Annotated in this window: 14 protein-coding genes; 3 read left to right on the forward strand and 11 right to left on the reverse strand. The window is 62.9% G+C overall.

Features of this window, described 5'->3' with window-relative positions; all coding sequences use genetic code 11:
* Window positions 1–204 precede the first annotated feature (204 nt).
* From rpsA to ACWIVK_RS11350, 3 genes are all read right to left on the reverse strand, one after another.
* Window positions 205–1,536 (reverse strand): 30S ribosomal protein S1, encoded by a 1,332-nt coding sequence (gene rpsA / locus ACWIVK_RS11340; protein WP_448576816.1) that lies wholly within the window; start codon window positions 1,534–1,536, stop codon window positions 205–207.
* Window positions 1,537–1,701: 165 nt separating this feature from the next.
* Window positions 1,702–2,820: a pyridoxal-phosphate-dependent aminotransferase family protein gene (locus tag ACWIVK_RS11345; RefSeq protein ID WP_448576817.1), complete on the reverse strand. Its 1,119-nt coding sequence runs from the start codon at window positions 2,818–2,820 to the stop codon at window positions 1,702–1,704.
* Between the two features lie 5 nt (window positions 2,821–2,825).
* Window positions 2,826–4,280 (reverse strand): O-antigen ligase family protein, encoded by a 1,455-nt coding sequence (locus tag ACWIVK_RS11350; protein WP_448576818.1) that lies wholly within the window; start codon window positions 4,278–4,280, stop codon window positions 2,826–2,828.
* A gap of 123 nt (window positions 4,281–4,403) precedes the next feature.
* On the opposite strand from ACWIVK_RS11350, the gene ACWIVK_RS11355 reads away from it, so the two are divergent.
* The 3 genes from ACWIVK_RS11355 (at window position 4,404) to ACWIVK_RS11365 (ending at window position 6,929) form a co-directional block, all read left to right on the forward strand.
* On the forward strand, window positions 4,404–4,721 hold the full coding sequence (locus ACWIVK_RS11355) for a winged helix-turn-helix transcriptional regulator (protein WP_448576820.1): 318 nt from the start codon (window positions 4,404–4,406) through the stop codon (window positions 4,719–4,721).
* Window positions 4,722–4,946: 225 nt separating this feature from the next.
* Entirely contained in the window at window positions 4,947–5,243 is a 297-nt protein-coding gene (locus tag ACWIVK_RS11360; RefSeq protein ID WP_448576821.1) for a hypothetical protein, read from the forward strand.
* Between the two features lie 63 nt (window positions 5,244–5,306).
* On the forward strand, window positions 5,307–6,929 hold the full coding sequence (locus ACWIVK_RS11365; protein ID WP_448576822.1) for a methyl-accepting chemotaxis protein: 1,623 nt from the start codon (window positions 5,307–5,309) through the stop codon (window positions 6,927–6,929).
* Window positions 6,930–7,010: 81 nt separating this feature from the next.
* On the opposite strand, the gene moaA is transcribed toward ACWIVK_RS11365, so the two are convergent.
* The 8 genes from moaA to rplS all read right to left on the reverse strand — a co-directional run.
* Window positions 7,011–8,060, reverse strand: a complete 1,050-nt coding sequence (gene moaA / locus ACWIVK_RS11370) for a GTP 3',8-cyclase MoaA (protein ID WP_448576823.1) — start codon at window positions 8,058–8,060, stop codon at window positions 7,011–7,013.
* 121 nt (window positions 8,061–8,181) lie between these two features.
* On the reverse strand, window positions 8,182–8,880 hold the full coding sequence (locus tag ACWIVK_RS11375; protein ID WP_448576824.1) for a PIG-L deacetylase family protein: 699 nt from the start codon (window positions 8,878–8,880) through the stop codon (window positions 8,182–8,184).
* A 5-nt stretch (window positions 8,881–8,885) separates the two neighbouring features.
* Entirely contained in the window at window positions 8,886–10,241 is a 1,356-nt protein-coding gene (gene hisS, locus ACWIVK_RS11380; protein ID WP_448576825.1) for a histidine--tRNA ligase, read from the reverse strand.
* A gap of 16 nt (window positions 10,242–10,257) precedes the next feature.
* Window positions 10,258–10,764: a MogA/MoaB family molybdenum cofactor biosynthesis protein gene (locus ACWIVK_RS11385; RefSeq protein ID WP_448576826.1), complete on the reverse strand. Its 507-nt coding sequence runs from the start codon at window positions 10,762–10,764 to the stop codon at window positions 10,258–10,260.
* Window positions 10,761–11,984: a M20 family metallopeptidase gene (locus tag ACWIVK_RS11390; RefSeq protein WP_448576827.1), complete on the reverse strand. Its 1,224-nt coding sequence runs from the start codon at window positions 11,982–11,984 to the stop codon at window positions 10,761–10,763. The genes ACWIVK_RS11385 and ACWIVK_RS11390 overlap by 4 nt, the downstream gene beginning before the upstream one ends.
* Window positions 11,977–12,354: a YraN family protein gene (locus ACWIVK_RS11395; RefSeq protein WP_448576828.1), complete on the reverse strand. Its 378-nt coding sequence runs from the start codon at window positions 12,352–12,354 to the stop codon at window positions 11,977–11,979. The genes ACWIVK_RS11390 and ACWIVK_RS11395 overlap by 8 nt, the downstream gene beginning before the upstream one ends.
* A gap of 3 nt (window positions 12,355–12,357) precedes the next feature.
* Complete coding sequence (locus ACWIVK_RS11400; protein ID WP_448576829.1) at window positions 12,358–13,017, reverse strand: ribonuclease HII; 660 nt, start codon at window positions 13,015–13,017, stop codon at window positions 12,358–12,360.
* Between the two features lie 11 nt (window positions 13,018–13,028).
* The coding region (rplS, locus tag ACWIVK_RS11405) for a 50S ribosomal protein L19 (protein ID WP_448576830.1) at window positions 13,029–13,251 on the reverse strand (223 nt) is incomplete at its 5' end.

Below are 13,251 nucleotides of genomic sequence, written 5' to 3' on the forward strand. Positions count from 1 at the left end.
GGTGCGAGAAAGCTCCGCGCGTCGTCGATTCCTGCGTCTCACCTCCTGCACCGATCAAGTGTACCTAGCCCAGGCGCCGCGTACCAACGCCTGCAGCGAGCATCCAGGAAGGCGAAGCCCCCAGCTCTGGCCTGGGGGCTCCTCCCGAGCAATCGACGATCGCGTTCTCGCTACCCGTTGTTCGAGGTACCCTGCTGGTGAGACTCAGGCGTCTCCACCATTCTCGGCCGGCAGCTCTTCATCAGCCGGCTCGGATTCGAGATCGACGTCGGACACCTCGGCTTCTTCGCCGTCCGCACCGTACGGCGTGATACCGCGAGCGATCAGCTGCTGCTTGATCGCCACAGCCTCGGGCCCCAAAGTGGCTTCCAGTTCCTCGTCTGGAACCTCCAGGGCGCGCCTCAAGCTCAACCCGATCCGCCGCCTCGCCGGATCGATGCGGATCACGCGCACGATGACCTCATCACCCTCTTGCAACACCTCGTTCGGATGCTCGACCCGCCACCCGGCCAACTCCGAGACGTGGATCAGCCCTTCCACACCCTCCTGCAACCGGGCGAACGCCCCGAACGACGCGAGCTGCGTGATCGTGCCACGCACTACCTGCCCGACCTGGAACTGACTCGCCACCTGCATCCACGGCTCAGGCTGCGTCCGACGGATCGACAGCGCGATCTTGCGCTGTTCCGGGTTGACCGAGAGGACCATCACGTCGACTTCGTCGCCGACCCGCAGCACTTCGCTCGGATGCTTGACGCGCGTCCAAGAAATCTCCGAGAGGTGGACGAGACCATCCGCACCCCCGATATCCACGAACACGCCGAAGTCGGCGATGCTGGTGACCCGCCCCCGCCGAGTCTCACCCTCGCGCAGCGTCTCGATGAGCTGCGCCTTCATCGCATCGCGCTGTTCCTGCACTGCCTGTCGTTCGGAGAGAATCAAGCGATTGCGGTGACGATTGATCTCGACGATCTTGAGCCTCAACCGCTGCCCCACCATCCGCGCCATATCGGCCTGTTTGCTCACCTCATCCCCGCCGCGGATGGCCACCACCTGCGATGCCGGCACGAACCCACGAATGCCGTCGAGGTTTACCAACAGGCCACCTTTGTTGTAGTTGACGACTTCCGCCTCGATGACGCCTCCAGCCTCGAAAACCTCTTGAAGTCGTCGCCAGGTCTTCTCCTGTCGCGCACGATCGATCGAGAGAATCGCCTGGCCAGCCTGATCCTCCGGCTGGAGAACGAAGACGAGCACTCGATCGCCAGGCCGCAACCGACCGAGCTCCTCCGGCGACAAGGTCTGGAACTCCCGGCTCGGCACGACGCCCTCGCACTTGCCACCGATATCGACCAGGATCTCGTCCCGGCCGACGCGCATGACCTCGCCTTCGACCACGTCACCATACCGGAACAACCGGTAATCGTGACTCGGGTCATCCAGCAAGCGCTGAAAAATCTCCGCATCATCCATGACCGGGATGCTCCCCAGTCCCTGCCGACCGAAGTGCACTTCGTCGATCTGCTGCCCCACCATGTACCTTCCTCGAGTGCCGTAATTTTGCCAACCTTCCGGACGCCCGCGGTCCGTCGGCTAGCGAGACACCGACGCTAGTATACCGGGAAGTCGCGATCACGACAAGCACCTTGCTCGACTCGTCAGTCGCGCTCCATGAGCTGTACGGGACAACGGCTAGTTCGGTCAGTCTCCAACTGCTTCGCTTCGATCAGGAACTCCTCGCTCCACTTCACTGGCTAACGCCGCACACACCTCCTCGAGATCACTCCAGCGCACCCATCCCATATGCCCTACCCGAATGATCTGTCCCTTCAGGCGCCCTTGACCACCATTGACCGCGATCCCGTAGCGCTCTTCCAGGCTGCGAACCAGTTCCTCAGCATCGATCCCCCTCGGCGGGACGAGCGCCGTCACCGTATCGCTTTCGTAGCCCCTTTCTGCGAAGCAGGTAAAGCCCAACTCGCTCGTGACGTGGCGAAATCTCCTGGCAAGATCTCGGTGTCTCGTCCAAACGTTCTCTACGCCCTCCGCTTCGATCAGCTGGACCGCTGCGTCCAAGGCATAGAGCAGACTGATCGGTGCAGTCGACGGCAGATCTCCTGTCCGTGCAGCAGACCGGTACTCCCGGAGATCCCAGAAAGCGCGCGGATAGCCGGCCTGGTCGATCACCTGCCAGGCTCGCGAGCCGACAGCGACGATGACCAGCCCCGGCGGACACATCCACGCCTTCTGGGAACCACTGAAGATGAAATCCACTCCCCACTCATCCATCTCCAGGGGCAGTCCAGCCACCGCGCTCACCCCATCCACCACCAGGAGCGCGCCAGCATCCCGCACGACAGCAGCGATCTCTCGCAGCGGATTCGTGAGCCCAGTCGACGTTTCGTTATAGATCAGCAAAACAGCTCGCACTGGCTCCGTCTCCGCGAGCCACCCTGCAACGTCACCGGGCTTGATGGCCATCCCATAAGGAACCTCGCGCACCATCACCTGCAGTCCATACCGCTCCGCCACCCGCCGCCACCGCTCACCGAAGTCGCCATTCACGAGCAGGAGAACGCGATCCCCGGGGGCCAACAGATTGACCAGTGCAATCTCCCAGCCTGCCGATCCAGTACCCGGTATCACGAAAACGTCTCCATCTGTCCGGTGCAGGTCGCGCAGTCGCTCCAAGAGGGACCGCACTAACCCTCGGAACCATCCCCCGCGATGCGGGACCATCGGACGCTGCAACGCCTCGACGACCGCGGGCGGCAATGGTGTTGGCCCGGCGATCCTGAGGTTTCGGATCATCATCCCCATGCTGTTCACCCTCCTGCGTGTCGTTTTCCTGTCGATCTTGTGCTGGTGACCAGCACCATCGCGTGCGCCAACCAGAAGATCGCAACCATGTGTGGAAAGCTGATGTTAACGTAATAATGATCGAAGAGCCCGATCAGCAGCGCTGCGGCCTGCGCACCGAGCCAGGCGAGGAGAAGATCGCCCTCCGCGCTCGCAGCCATCCGGTGCCAGGTTCGCCATCCTGTCCAAGCTATGCCCACTACTGCAACGAGGAATGTTCCCAGTCCCAAGAGTCCTACCCGTTCCGCGATCAGAAGGTAGATACTCGAAACCCCAGTCCACAGCTCGACTGTCGGCGCTGCTCCGAAACCGACCCCGAAAGCAGGATATTCGCGGATTATCGTTAGCGCCGTCCGGTACTCTTCGAGTCGCATGCGCGTAGCGGGATCCTGCAACATGAAGCCTTGCCACAGTCGTTCCAGGAAGCGCTCGCCGAACCCCAACATGATGACGCCAGCAAGACCGAGCCCGGCCGGCACCAGGAGCCAGCGATAGCGCGCCAGAGCGACGAGACCGATACCGAACGCAGCACCCAACCAACCTGCGCGCGAGTACGTCAGGAGCAAGGCCGAGCCGGACACGACTGCCGCGAGCGAGGCGAGCCAGCGAGGAACAGCGGGTCGCTGCGCGACCGTCATCGTAACCGCGAGAACCACAGCCAGTGCCAGAAGCCCTGCGAACGAATTGGGATCGACGCTCGTACTGGTCAGACGCATCGGCTTCGCAGGGTCGTCTTCGATATAGCGGACGATCCGAGTGCCCGGATACCCATAGGGAATCAAGCGGGCCAGCACTGCGAGCGTCAGTCGTGGTCCACCAGCGTAGAGAACCAAGCCAATAGCCGCAGCGACGCTCGCCAGCACGAGAAAAACCCTGGTAAAACGACGAACGTCCGCATAGCCCTGGAACGAGGACCACGCCACGAAGAAGAGACCGAGACTGACCAGAAACTTCGCAAAATCGTGGTACGTCTGCGACGTGTAGCCACGATCGACTCCGAGGACGAAGGCGAAAACCGTCACCGCAACGAAAAGCATGACAGCGATCAAAAGCGGATGATTGGGAATCGTCTCGTCCCGGCGCAAGAAGAGCCGGAGAAGCCACACACTGAGCACGCCGAGGCCTGCCACCTCCAAAAGTGGCGGCGTAACGACGATTTTGACTGGAATGACGGCATATGGCACGAGAGCAATGATCGCGAGTACGACCCACAAGCCGGCCCGCACATCGCTGACGATGAGCAGCATCGCGACGATACCAGGCAGGACGAGAGCCGCTGGCAGAGGACCGAACAGGACGAGAACGACCGCGAGGGCGATCGCGCCGATTCCTGCAACGAGCGTGCCAGCGAGCCGCGCGAGAGTCGGTTCAACGGGTGACCACTCCGCCACCGGCCAGATCGGCAGCAATCTCTCGGACATACCGCGCGCCCTCGCATCCCTCCCGCTTGCCCCGCCCCCACAACAACTGCTACGCTCCAGAGGCGAGCACCGGCTGCCGGGCGTACCGAGCATACCGCGTGGCAGGACGGAGGTGAGTCTGCGATGCACACGCTGCCGCTACCGCCGGAACGATGCCCGCTCGCTCGCACCGCGGCCATCCTCTGTGACCGCTGGACTCCTCTGATTCTCCGAGATCTGGCGCGCGGACTCGATCGATTCAGCCAACTCGAGCGCTCCGTTTGCGGGATCAGTCCAAAGACTCTCTCCACGCGCCTGAAGCAACTCGAAGCTGCCGGACTGATTCGCCGCGTCGAAAGCGATGGGAGTCACCATCGATACGCACTCACTCCGCGCGGCGAAGCGCTCATCCCTCTCGTTCGTGCCATGCGCGACTATGGGCGGACCTGGCTGACTCGTTGAGCGCAGATCGCGGGCGGCAGTGCGCTTCCTGGTCGTCGTGCTCGACCAGCACCTGGCGTCCGCAGACGAACCGGCCGATCTCCGGCGCAGAGCACAGCAGGCCCGCCTGGCCTAGCCATCATCTCTCAGGGATCCCAGTACCTCCCGTCACCTCAAGTTCGGGCCCTCCTCGGTCGAACTCTGATGACAGGACGCGAACGGATCGTGCGGTGAGGGGAGGTTACGATGGCGATGGAAGTCGGCGCCGCTGACCGGTCACGGGACCGGATCAGTTTGTGGATTCTGTGGGGACATGCAGTCGCCGCATTGGCAGTGACGCTCTTGTTCGGGAAGCATCCGCTCTGGCAAGCGCTCGTTGGAGCAGCCGCTCTGAGCGGAATCGCGACCGCTACTTATCCCATTTTCGCCGGAACCAGAACGTACCGTCTGATCGCTGCTGGACTGCTCATGCTCTATGCAGCGCTCCTGATCCACCTGTCCGGCGGCCTCATCGAGATGCATTTCCAAATCTTCGTGGCCTAGGCCTACCTCTATGACTGGCTCCCCATCCTACTGGCTGCTGGTCTCATCGCTGTTCACCACGTCTTGTTCAACGCGTTCTTCCCGTACAGCGTGTACAAAGATGGGCCGTCATGGACCATAACCTTCATCCATGCTTTCTTCGTCGTTCTCCAAACTGCCGTCGGTGTACTCATCGCACAGCGCATCCGGAGCACCGCTCTCGCTCTCTCGCGTGCCGCGCATCAGCTCGCCAGCGAGCATGTTCCGGCTCTCGCAGAAGCGCTGCGCCGCATCGCATCGGGCGATCTCACGAACTCGGTCAGCTTCGCTGCTCAGGACATTCGAGTCAGTTGGAAGGACGAGATCGGCCAGATGGTCGAATCGTTCAATTCTGTCCAGCAGCAGCTGGGTAGTGCTGCAACCGAACTCGACTCGATGGTCCGCGAGTTGCGTTCTATGGTAGCCGACATCCAGCAAGCAGCCGATGGACTGACCACAGCCATGGAACATATGGATCACGCCACGGCCGAGTCGGCCGGCGCCATGCGCGACGTCAGCTCGAGCGTGAGCGAAGTTGCCCAAGGCTCCAGCGAAGTCGCGCAGGCGTCGATCACGGCTCGGAGTTCCATGGAGCAACTCCAACAGGTCGTGCAATCGGTTGCCGCTGGCGCCAGCGCGCAAGCGAAAAGCCTGGAACGAATCAACGCTGCAGCCAACGAGCTCACGGCCCAGGTGCAACGTGTCCTGGCGGACACTGCCGCTGTCGAGCAAGCGACCTCCCATACGCGGCAATCCGCCGACGCTGGCGCCGACGCGGTACGCCAGACTGTTCAATCGATGCAGGAAATCCGGAATGTCGTCCTCGCCGCAGCCGAGCGTGTGGCTGAACTCGGTCAGCTCGGTCAGCAGATCAGTGCTGTCGTCGAGACGATCGACAACCTCGCAGAACAGACGAACTTACTCGCGCTCAACGCAGCCATCGAAGCTGCTCGAGCGGGCGAGCATGGCCGCGGCTTCGCTGTCGTCGCCGACGAAGTCCGCAAGCTCGCTGAACGGAGCCGCCGCGAGACCCAGGATATCGCCAATTTGATCGATCAAGTGCGTACCGCGACCGAGCAGGCAGTCGAGGCCATGCGTGCAGGAGCCGAGCGAGTGACGCGTGGCACTGACCGAGCCGATCAAGCGGGCCGCGCCTTGCAAGCCATTCTCCAAGCAGTCGAACAAACGGCCGAGCGTGTCAGTGCCATCACAGCCGCAGCTCACCAGATGGCGCAGGCGAGCGAACGCGTCGTCTCTGCACTCCGCGAGATCAGTGCGGTCATCGAACAGAATGCCACCGCCGCCGAGGAGATGGCTGCGCAGGCAGCTCAAGTCACGGACGCTGTCAAGGCGATCGAGCGCGTGGTGAGCGCGCAGCAACGTGGTGCGGAACGTGTCACGCAGCAGGTCGATGCCGCCACGCAGGCGATCGAAGCCGTTGGAACCCAATCGGCTGTCGTCGCGCGGTACACAGCTCGCCTCCGCTCCCTCGTCACCCGTTTCGCCATCGGCGAGCAACCGTCCACGGCGCCGGAGCGAGGCATCCAACCGCTCGCGACCTCAACGGCGGATCTCGCGACCAATGGGAATGGGCGCGGATACGAGCCGACTCGCCCAGCAGCCAAGCAGCTCACCGCTACCCTTTCCAATGGTCATCACCGCGATTGAGCACCGAACGAGCGGAGAAGGGACGGGCGACCTACCGTTGCTTCTCCGCTCGTCTTTCCGTCGTATTCTTTCCCGAGCGATTCAACCACCGATCTGACTCATACCTCGCCCAGTTCGACGATCGCCTTCGCGGAGTCCGTGTCCCCACGGCTTCCGCCAGACTGCAGCACGAATACGCTCGCTCAGCTCCTCTTCGCTCGCCCCCCGACGCACGAGCTCGCGGATATCGACTTCGTCGCTCCGCAGCAAGCAGAGACGTAGCTTCCCGTCAGCAGTCAGACGAATCCGGTTGCAAAAGGCACAAAAAGGTTCGCTCACCGGACTGATGAATCCGAGCGTGCCTTGCGCTCCGCGGATACGGAAGACTCGGGCCGGATCGCTCAGCGGCGCCTCGACCTCTTCGAGAGGACCGAAGGCTTCCTCGATACGCGCCCGCGTCTCGGCGCTGGTGACGAGTCCCGCATCGTGAACGTCAGCGACACCCTCCAAAGGCATCACCTCGATGAAGCGCACCTGCCATGGTCGCTCGAGCGTCAGACCAGCGAGTGCTGGCACCTCGTGATCGTTGAGACCCCGAACGACCACGGCATTCAGCTTGATCGGTCGCAAGCCAGCGTCCTCAGCGGCCGCGATACCCGCGAAAACCTTCTCGATCCGCCCCCCACGGGTCATGATTCGGTAGCGCTCGGGATCGAGCGTGTCCAGGCTGATGTTGATGCGTCGCAATCCGGCGGCCGCGAGGTCGTGTGCCAAGCGCTCGAGGAGAAGCCCGTTCGTCGTCATCGAAATATCTTCGACGCCGGGAATCGCCGCCATGGCACGCACGAGTTCCACGAGACCCGGACGAACCGTCGGCTCCCCTCCGGTCAGCCGCAAGCGACTGAACCCGATACGCGCTGCGGCACGCACGATCGTCAGAAGTTCCTCGTCGGTCAGGAGTTCCTCACGCGGGGCGAACTTCATGCCGTGGGCTGGCATGCAATAGACGCAGCGGAGGTTACAGCGGTCCGTCAACGAAATTCGGAGATAGGTGATCGGCCGACCGTAGGCATCGCGGGTGATTCGCTCGCCTGGACGCGGCACGGCTCGCTCGTCGGTTCGTCGGGGTTGCTGGACGACGGGACTGATCATCTCGTAACTCCCTTCGTCAGCCTGCAAGCCGCGCCACTCCTATCATAGGGCATCGCGGGACAGCTATCACCAGGATAGCAGGCGACGGAGAGAAAGGCAACTGATTCGTTGCAAATTCGCGTTAGCGGCGGAGCGTGATCACCTTGAACGCTTCTGCGTAGCGCAGCCCGCGCTCGGCACCGATCTCGGCGGCACGCTCGCGGACGCGCTGGGCGAGTTCCTCGATATCGTGGATCTGGCTCTGGTGGGCAGCGAGCGCGGCGATCTTGAGGTCGAGCGTCTCGCTGATGTCGACGTAGAGATCAGGATATTGCGTACCGAAAAGCCACAGTTCAGCGACTTTATGGGGTTCCAGCCCCTCAGCGAGATGCTGGGGAAAATACAAGGGATCGCGGGCCGTCGGATAGACGGCATCGATCGTCGTGATGCCGACCGCCCGGTGATCAGGATGCAGGGCGTACGGCCGAAATGGATCATGCGTGATCACGATGTCTGGACGATACGCCCGGATCTGTCGCACGATCCGCTCGCGAAAAGCCAGATCCGGCATGAGTTCCCCATCCGGCATCCGCAGGAAGACGATTTCGGAGACACCAAGCCGGCGACACGCTTCCCGTTCTTCGTCTTCTCGCTCTCGTGCGAGTTCTTCGGGAGTGAGGTCGCGTCGATTCGTACCTTTATCCCCGGAGGTACATTGCACGAGAACGATTTCCTTCCCCTCGCGAGCCAAGCGGGCAACCGTTCCTCCGGCCCCGAATTCCATGTCGTCAGGATGAGCCACCACGACCATGATGCGGCGGTGCGGTGTCACATCACTCATCCCCACTACCCCTCCTCGCTCTGTTGGGCGGCGCCCAGCGGTTTCCGCACCGCAGCCACGAGCTCTACGCGTGGAACCCGAACTTGCTCTCCTGTTCGCAGATCGCGCACCGTCACCATGTCACTCGCCATCTCGTCCGGCCCGATGAGGACTGCGACCGGAACACCCTTGCGGTCGGCATAGTGGAGTTGACGTCGAAGGTCGATCCGCTCACCCAAATAGACCTCAGTGGCGAGTCCTGCCCGCCGGAGTTCACGGGCGATGCGCAGCGCCTCCGCTCGATGGTCCACTTCGACCGAGACGACCAGCACCTCCGTCACGCTCGCCGGCGTCGGCAGCAAACCATACTCATCGACGACCTCCACCAGGCGCTCGAGGCCGAGTGATGCCCCGGTCGCGGGGATTTCCTCTCCCAAAAAGAGTCCGATCAAGTGATCATAGCGCCCCGCGCCCCCCAGCGAACCGATCGCTGGCTCGCTGACGATCGCTTCGGCCACGGGTCCGGTATAGTAATCCAGCCCCCGGGCGAGCGAGAGATCGACGATCGCGCTCCCTGGTCGCACCCCGAACCATTCGAGATAGCGGAAAAGCTCAGCCAGTTCGCTGACAGCCCGTTCGGCTGCCTCATCCCCCGAAAACATCGCCCGCAGCTCGGGAATGATCGACTCCGGCTCGCCGCGCAGCGCGATCGCGGCGAGCACCCGCTCAGCCGCCGGTGCCTCGACACCGATACGGTGGAGTTCCTCCCGTACACCGTCGAGCCCGATCTTTGCCAGCTTGTCGATGGCACGAAACACACCGAGTGCGAGACTCGGCGCCACACCAGCTCTTCTGACGAGAGCCTCCAGGAGCTGACGATGATTGATGTGGATCACGGCGTTGGGAATACGCAAGGCATCGAGCGCATCGATCCAGACCGACAGCACTTCCGCGTCGGCCATCATCGACCGAGTACCGACCACGTCGACATCGCACTGCCAGAACTGGCGAAACCGTCCGCGCTGTGGCCGCTCAGCGCGGAAGACCGGCCCGATGTGGTAACGCTTGAACGGAAACGTCAACTCAGCGCGATGCACTGCCACGTACCGTGCCAGCGGAACAGTCAGGTCATAGCGCAGCCCGACCTCCCGACCACCCTGATCGACGAAGCGGTAGAGGAGCTTTTCTCCTTCTTCCCCGTACTTTCCCGAGAGCACCTCGTAATACTCGAGCAGCGGTGTATCGATCGGGTCGTACCCGTACCGTTCGAAGACCTGTCGGAGAATCTCCATGACTCGTTGCCGCAGAAGCATCTGCCGCGGAGTGAAGTCGCGCATACCTCGCAAGACTTGCGGTGGTCGCCGTACTGCTGCGTCGCCCATCGTATCTACCTCTTTCTCACTTGCGTGCTTCGAAGACGAGGTGTGCCAGTTCGGGAAGAACGAGTTCATCCATGGCCAATCGCACAGCACCGGTCGAGCCTGGCATGGCGATGACGATCCGGCCACGATACACTCCGGCAAGCGCTCGCGAGAGCATCGCAGCAGTTCCGACTTCTCGATAGCTCAACCAACGAAAGAGCTCACCGAACCCGTCGAGACGCTTTTCGAGCCGTTCCGCGATCGCCTCGTAGGTCACATCGCGCCGCGCGATCCCAGTACCGCCGTTGAGAAGAACGGCATCGCAGTCTGGTCGCTGCACCAACTCGTCGACTAGCCGGCCGATCTCCTCCCGCTCATCCGGCACGATGGCATAAAATACGACAGTATGTCCAGCACGCTCCAATCGCTCACGAATCAGCGCGCCGCTCGTATCCGTCTCGACCGTTCGCGTGTCGCTCACGGTGATGACCGCGCAAGCGACGTTGCGCGGTGCTGCCATCCGATGCTGTTCGATGCTGCTCACAGAGGCTCCTCCCCGCGCGTCAATGTCAGTGCCAGAGCAGCATAACCCACCATGGCCGCTTCCAGATCGGCCAGGCGGATGCTGTCGTCGACCGTGTGCGCGAGGCGCTCCTCGCCAGGCGCGAAACCGATGGTGGCCATGCCGTGTGCCATGAAGTGTCCGCCGTCCGTAGCGAAACGCCAGAATCCGTCCGGAACCGGTCGTGCCAGGACAGCCTCCAATGTGCTGCGAGCCACGGTCACCGCCGGGTGATCGACCGGGAGAACGAAGCCGCGTGTCGGCGGGAGTTCGATGGTGAGTCCCCGATATGTCTCGAGCTTCCGCGAGGACACCGTCACTTCCGTCCGGACGTCGTCTCCCACACAGACACGAGCCAGCGCCTCTACGGCATCGCGGAGCGCATCCGCGTCCTCTCCAGGAACAGTCCGCCAATCGAGCACCACCGTCACCACCCCAGGGATGACATTCGCACTCGATTGATCGGTCCACACCAGGGTCGGCGCAACGGAACTCCGGCCCAATTCCGGATGGCTGCCGCGTGGAAGTTCGTCGAGCCGGCACAAGAAGCGTCCTAGTGCGAATAACGGGTTCACACCTCGCTCCGGGGCACTCGCATGCGCGGACCGACCGATGAAGCGGACTTCCACACCGACGCGCCCACGATGGCCTCGTCGCAACTCGAGATTCGTCGCTTCCCCTAAGACGACGACATCGGTGCGCAGCCACTCGCAAAGCGCTGCAGCACCCGCTCCGCCAACCTCCTCTTGAACGACTCCCGTCACGTAACAGTCACCGGAAGGCACGAGGCCCAGATCACGCAAAAGGACGAGCCCATAGACTTGGCTCGCCAGCGCCCCTTTCACGTCGGACGCACCCCTGCCGTAGAGCACGCCGTCAGCGATCACTCCCGCGTAAGGCGGGTATCGCCAGGCACTCGGATCGCCCTCGTGCACATGATCCAAATGAGCATTGAACTGCACGGAGCGCCCAGCGCCGCTCCCGCGTAGGACTCCCACGACATTCCCTGCCGCATCCAGATCAGCCTCCTCGAAGCCCAGCGTGCGCAGACGCGATAGAACCAGCTCGGCGACAGCCTGTTCCTCTCCGGGCAAACTGCGAGTCTGTACGAGCTGTTGCGCGAACGCGACCATCTCGTCGCGTCGCGCTCGTCCCGCTGCCCAGAGTCGCTCACGAAGCTGCGGATCGATCACCTCACGCACCGTCCCCTTCGCTCACGCACCCGGCCAGGTGACTCCAGCGAACGATTCGGCCGCGCCGATCGACCGTGACCGCGATGAGATCGACGCGACAGAGTCGCTCTTGATGTTCCGGATGAGCGGCGAGGAATGCAGACAATGCAGCCAGGAGCCGACGGCCTTTCCGAGGCGTCACAGCCCACTCGGCGGGCTCGTTTCCAGCGTCCCGCCTCACTTTCACTTCCACCGCCACGAGCACGTCCCCATCGAGCGCGACGATGTCCAATTCACCCTGGCGACACCGCCAGTTGCGAGCCACGACATGCCAACCCGCCTCTTCGAGCCATCTCGCTGCCGCTCGCTCGCCTGCCTCGCCCAGGCACTGCCGCTCCACCGACTACTCCTCGTCCGTCTCTACCCTCACTTGGAACGACCGCCGGTGGAACGGCGTCCAGCCAAGCTCGCGAATCGCCCGTCGATGCGCCGGTGTGCCGTATCCGGCATTTTCTTCCCAACCGTAGCCAGGATATCGGACTGCCAGACGGGCCATGAGATCGTCACGGATCACCTTTGCCAAGATCGATGCAGCGGCGATCGATGCACAACGCATGTCACCATGCACGACCGCTGTTCCAGGCAGGTGGTCGAACTCGGTGAGTGGCAAACCATCGTAGAGGACATGATCGACAGGACCGAGACGCTGGAGCGCCCTCAGCATGGCCAGAGCGGTCGCCCGGACGATACCCAGTCGGTCGACCTCACGATGCGACGCTGCACCGATGGCCCAACGAAGCGAACACTGCCGCACCCAGTCAGCCAGCACTCGCCGTTGTGCAGCAGTCAACCGCTTCGAATCCTGCAATCGATCGGGCAACTCAGTTGACGGCTCGAAGATACAGGCAGCCGCCACGACCGGACCAGCCAGCGCTCCGCGCCCGACCTCGTCGACACCAGCGACCCAACGGTTGCCCGCGCGCCAAAGAGCTTGCTCGAGTTCGAACGTCGGTCGCTCGCCTCGGCCAGAACGCCGGAGACGAGTCGAGGCGAGCGAGACCATCGTTCCGCTCCTCAGCGCAGGTAGCTACCTTCGGGGCGACGGCGCTCCTTCAGACGAGCTGCCTTACCTGCTCGCTCACGCAGGTAGTAAAGCCGCGCCCGCCGAACCTTGCCGTGCCGCAGCACCTCGATTTTCTCGATCAATGGGCTGTGCAGTGGGAAGGTCCGCTCGACGCCGACTCCGTGTGCAGCGACGCGCCGAACAGTGAAGGTAGCGTCGGTTCCCCCGCCCCGT

The sequence above is a fragment of the Thermomicrobium sp. genome, from assembly GCF_053493975.1.

Bases quoted from the DNA above. Each gene is read 5' to 3' on its own strand.
- hisS (WP_448576825.1), bottom strand. From the start codon at position 10,241: ATGGGCGACGCAGCAGTACGGCGACCACCGCAAGTCTTGCGAGGTATG.
- rpsA (WP_448576816.1), bottom strand. From the start codon at position 1,536: ATGGTGGGGCAGCAGATCGACGAAGTGCACTTCGGTCGGCAGGGACTG.
- ACWIVK_RS11355 (WP_448576820.1), top strand. From the start codon at position 4,404: ATGCACACGCTGCCGCTACCGCCGGAACGATGCCCGCTCGCTCGCACC.
- moaA (WP_448576823.1), bottom strand. From the start codon at position 8,060: ATGATCAGTCCCGTCGTCCAGCAACCCCGACGAACCGACGAGCGAGCC.
- ACWIVK_RS11345 (WP_448576817.1), bottom strand. From the start codon at position 2,820: ATGGGGATGATGATCCGAAACCTCAGGATCGCCGGGCCAACACCATTG.
- ACWIVK_RS11360 (WP_448576821.1), top strand. From the start codon at position 4,947: ATGGCGATGGAAGTCGGCGCCGCTGACCGGTCACGGGACCGGATCAGT.
- ACWIVK_RS11350 (WP_448576818.1), bottom strand. From the start codon at position 4,280: ATGTCCGAGAGATTGCTGCCGATCTGGCCGGTGGCGGAGTGGTCACCC.
- ACWIVK_RS11375 (WP_448576824.1), bottom strand. From the start codon at position 8,880: ATGAGTGATGTGACACCGCACCGCCGCATCATGGTCGTGGTGGCTCAT.
- ACWIVK_RS11400 (WP_448576829.1), bottom strand. From the start codon at position 13,017: ATGGTCTCGCTCGCCTCGACTCGTCTCCGGCGTTCTGGCCGAGGCGAG.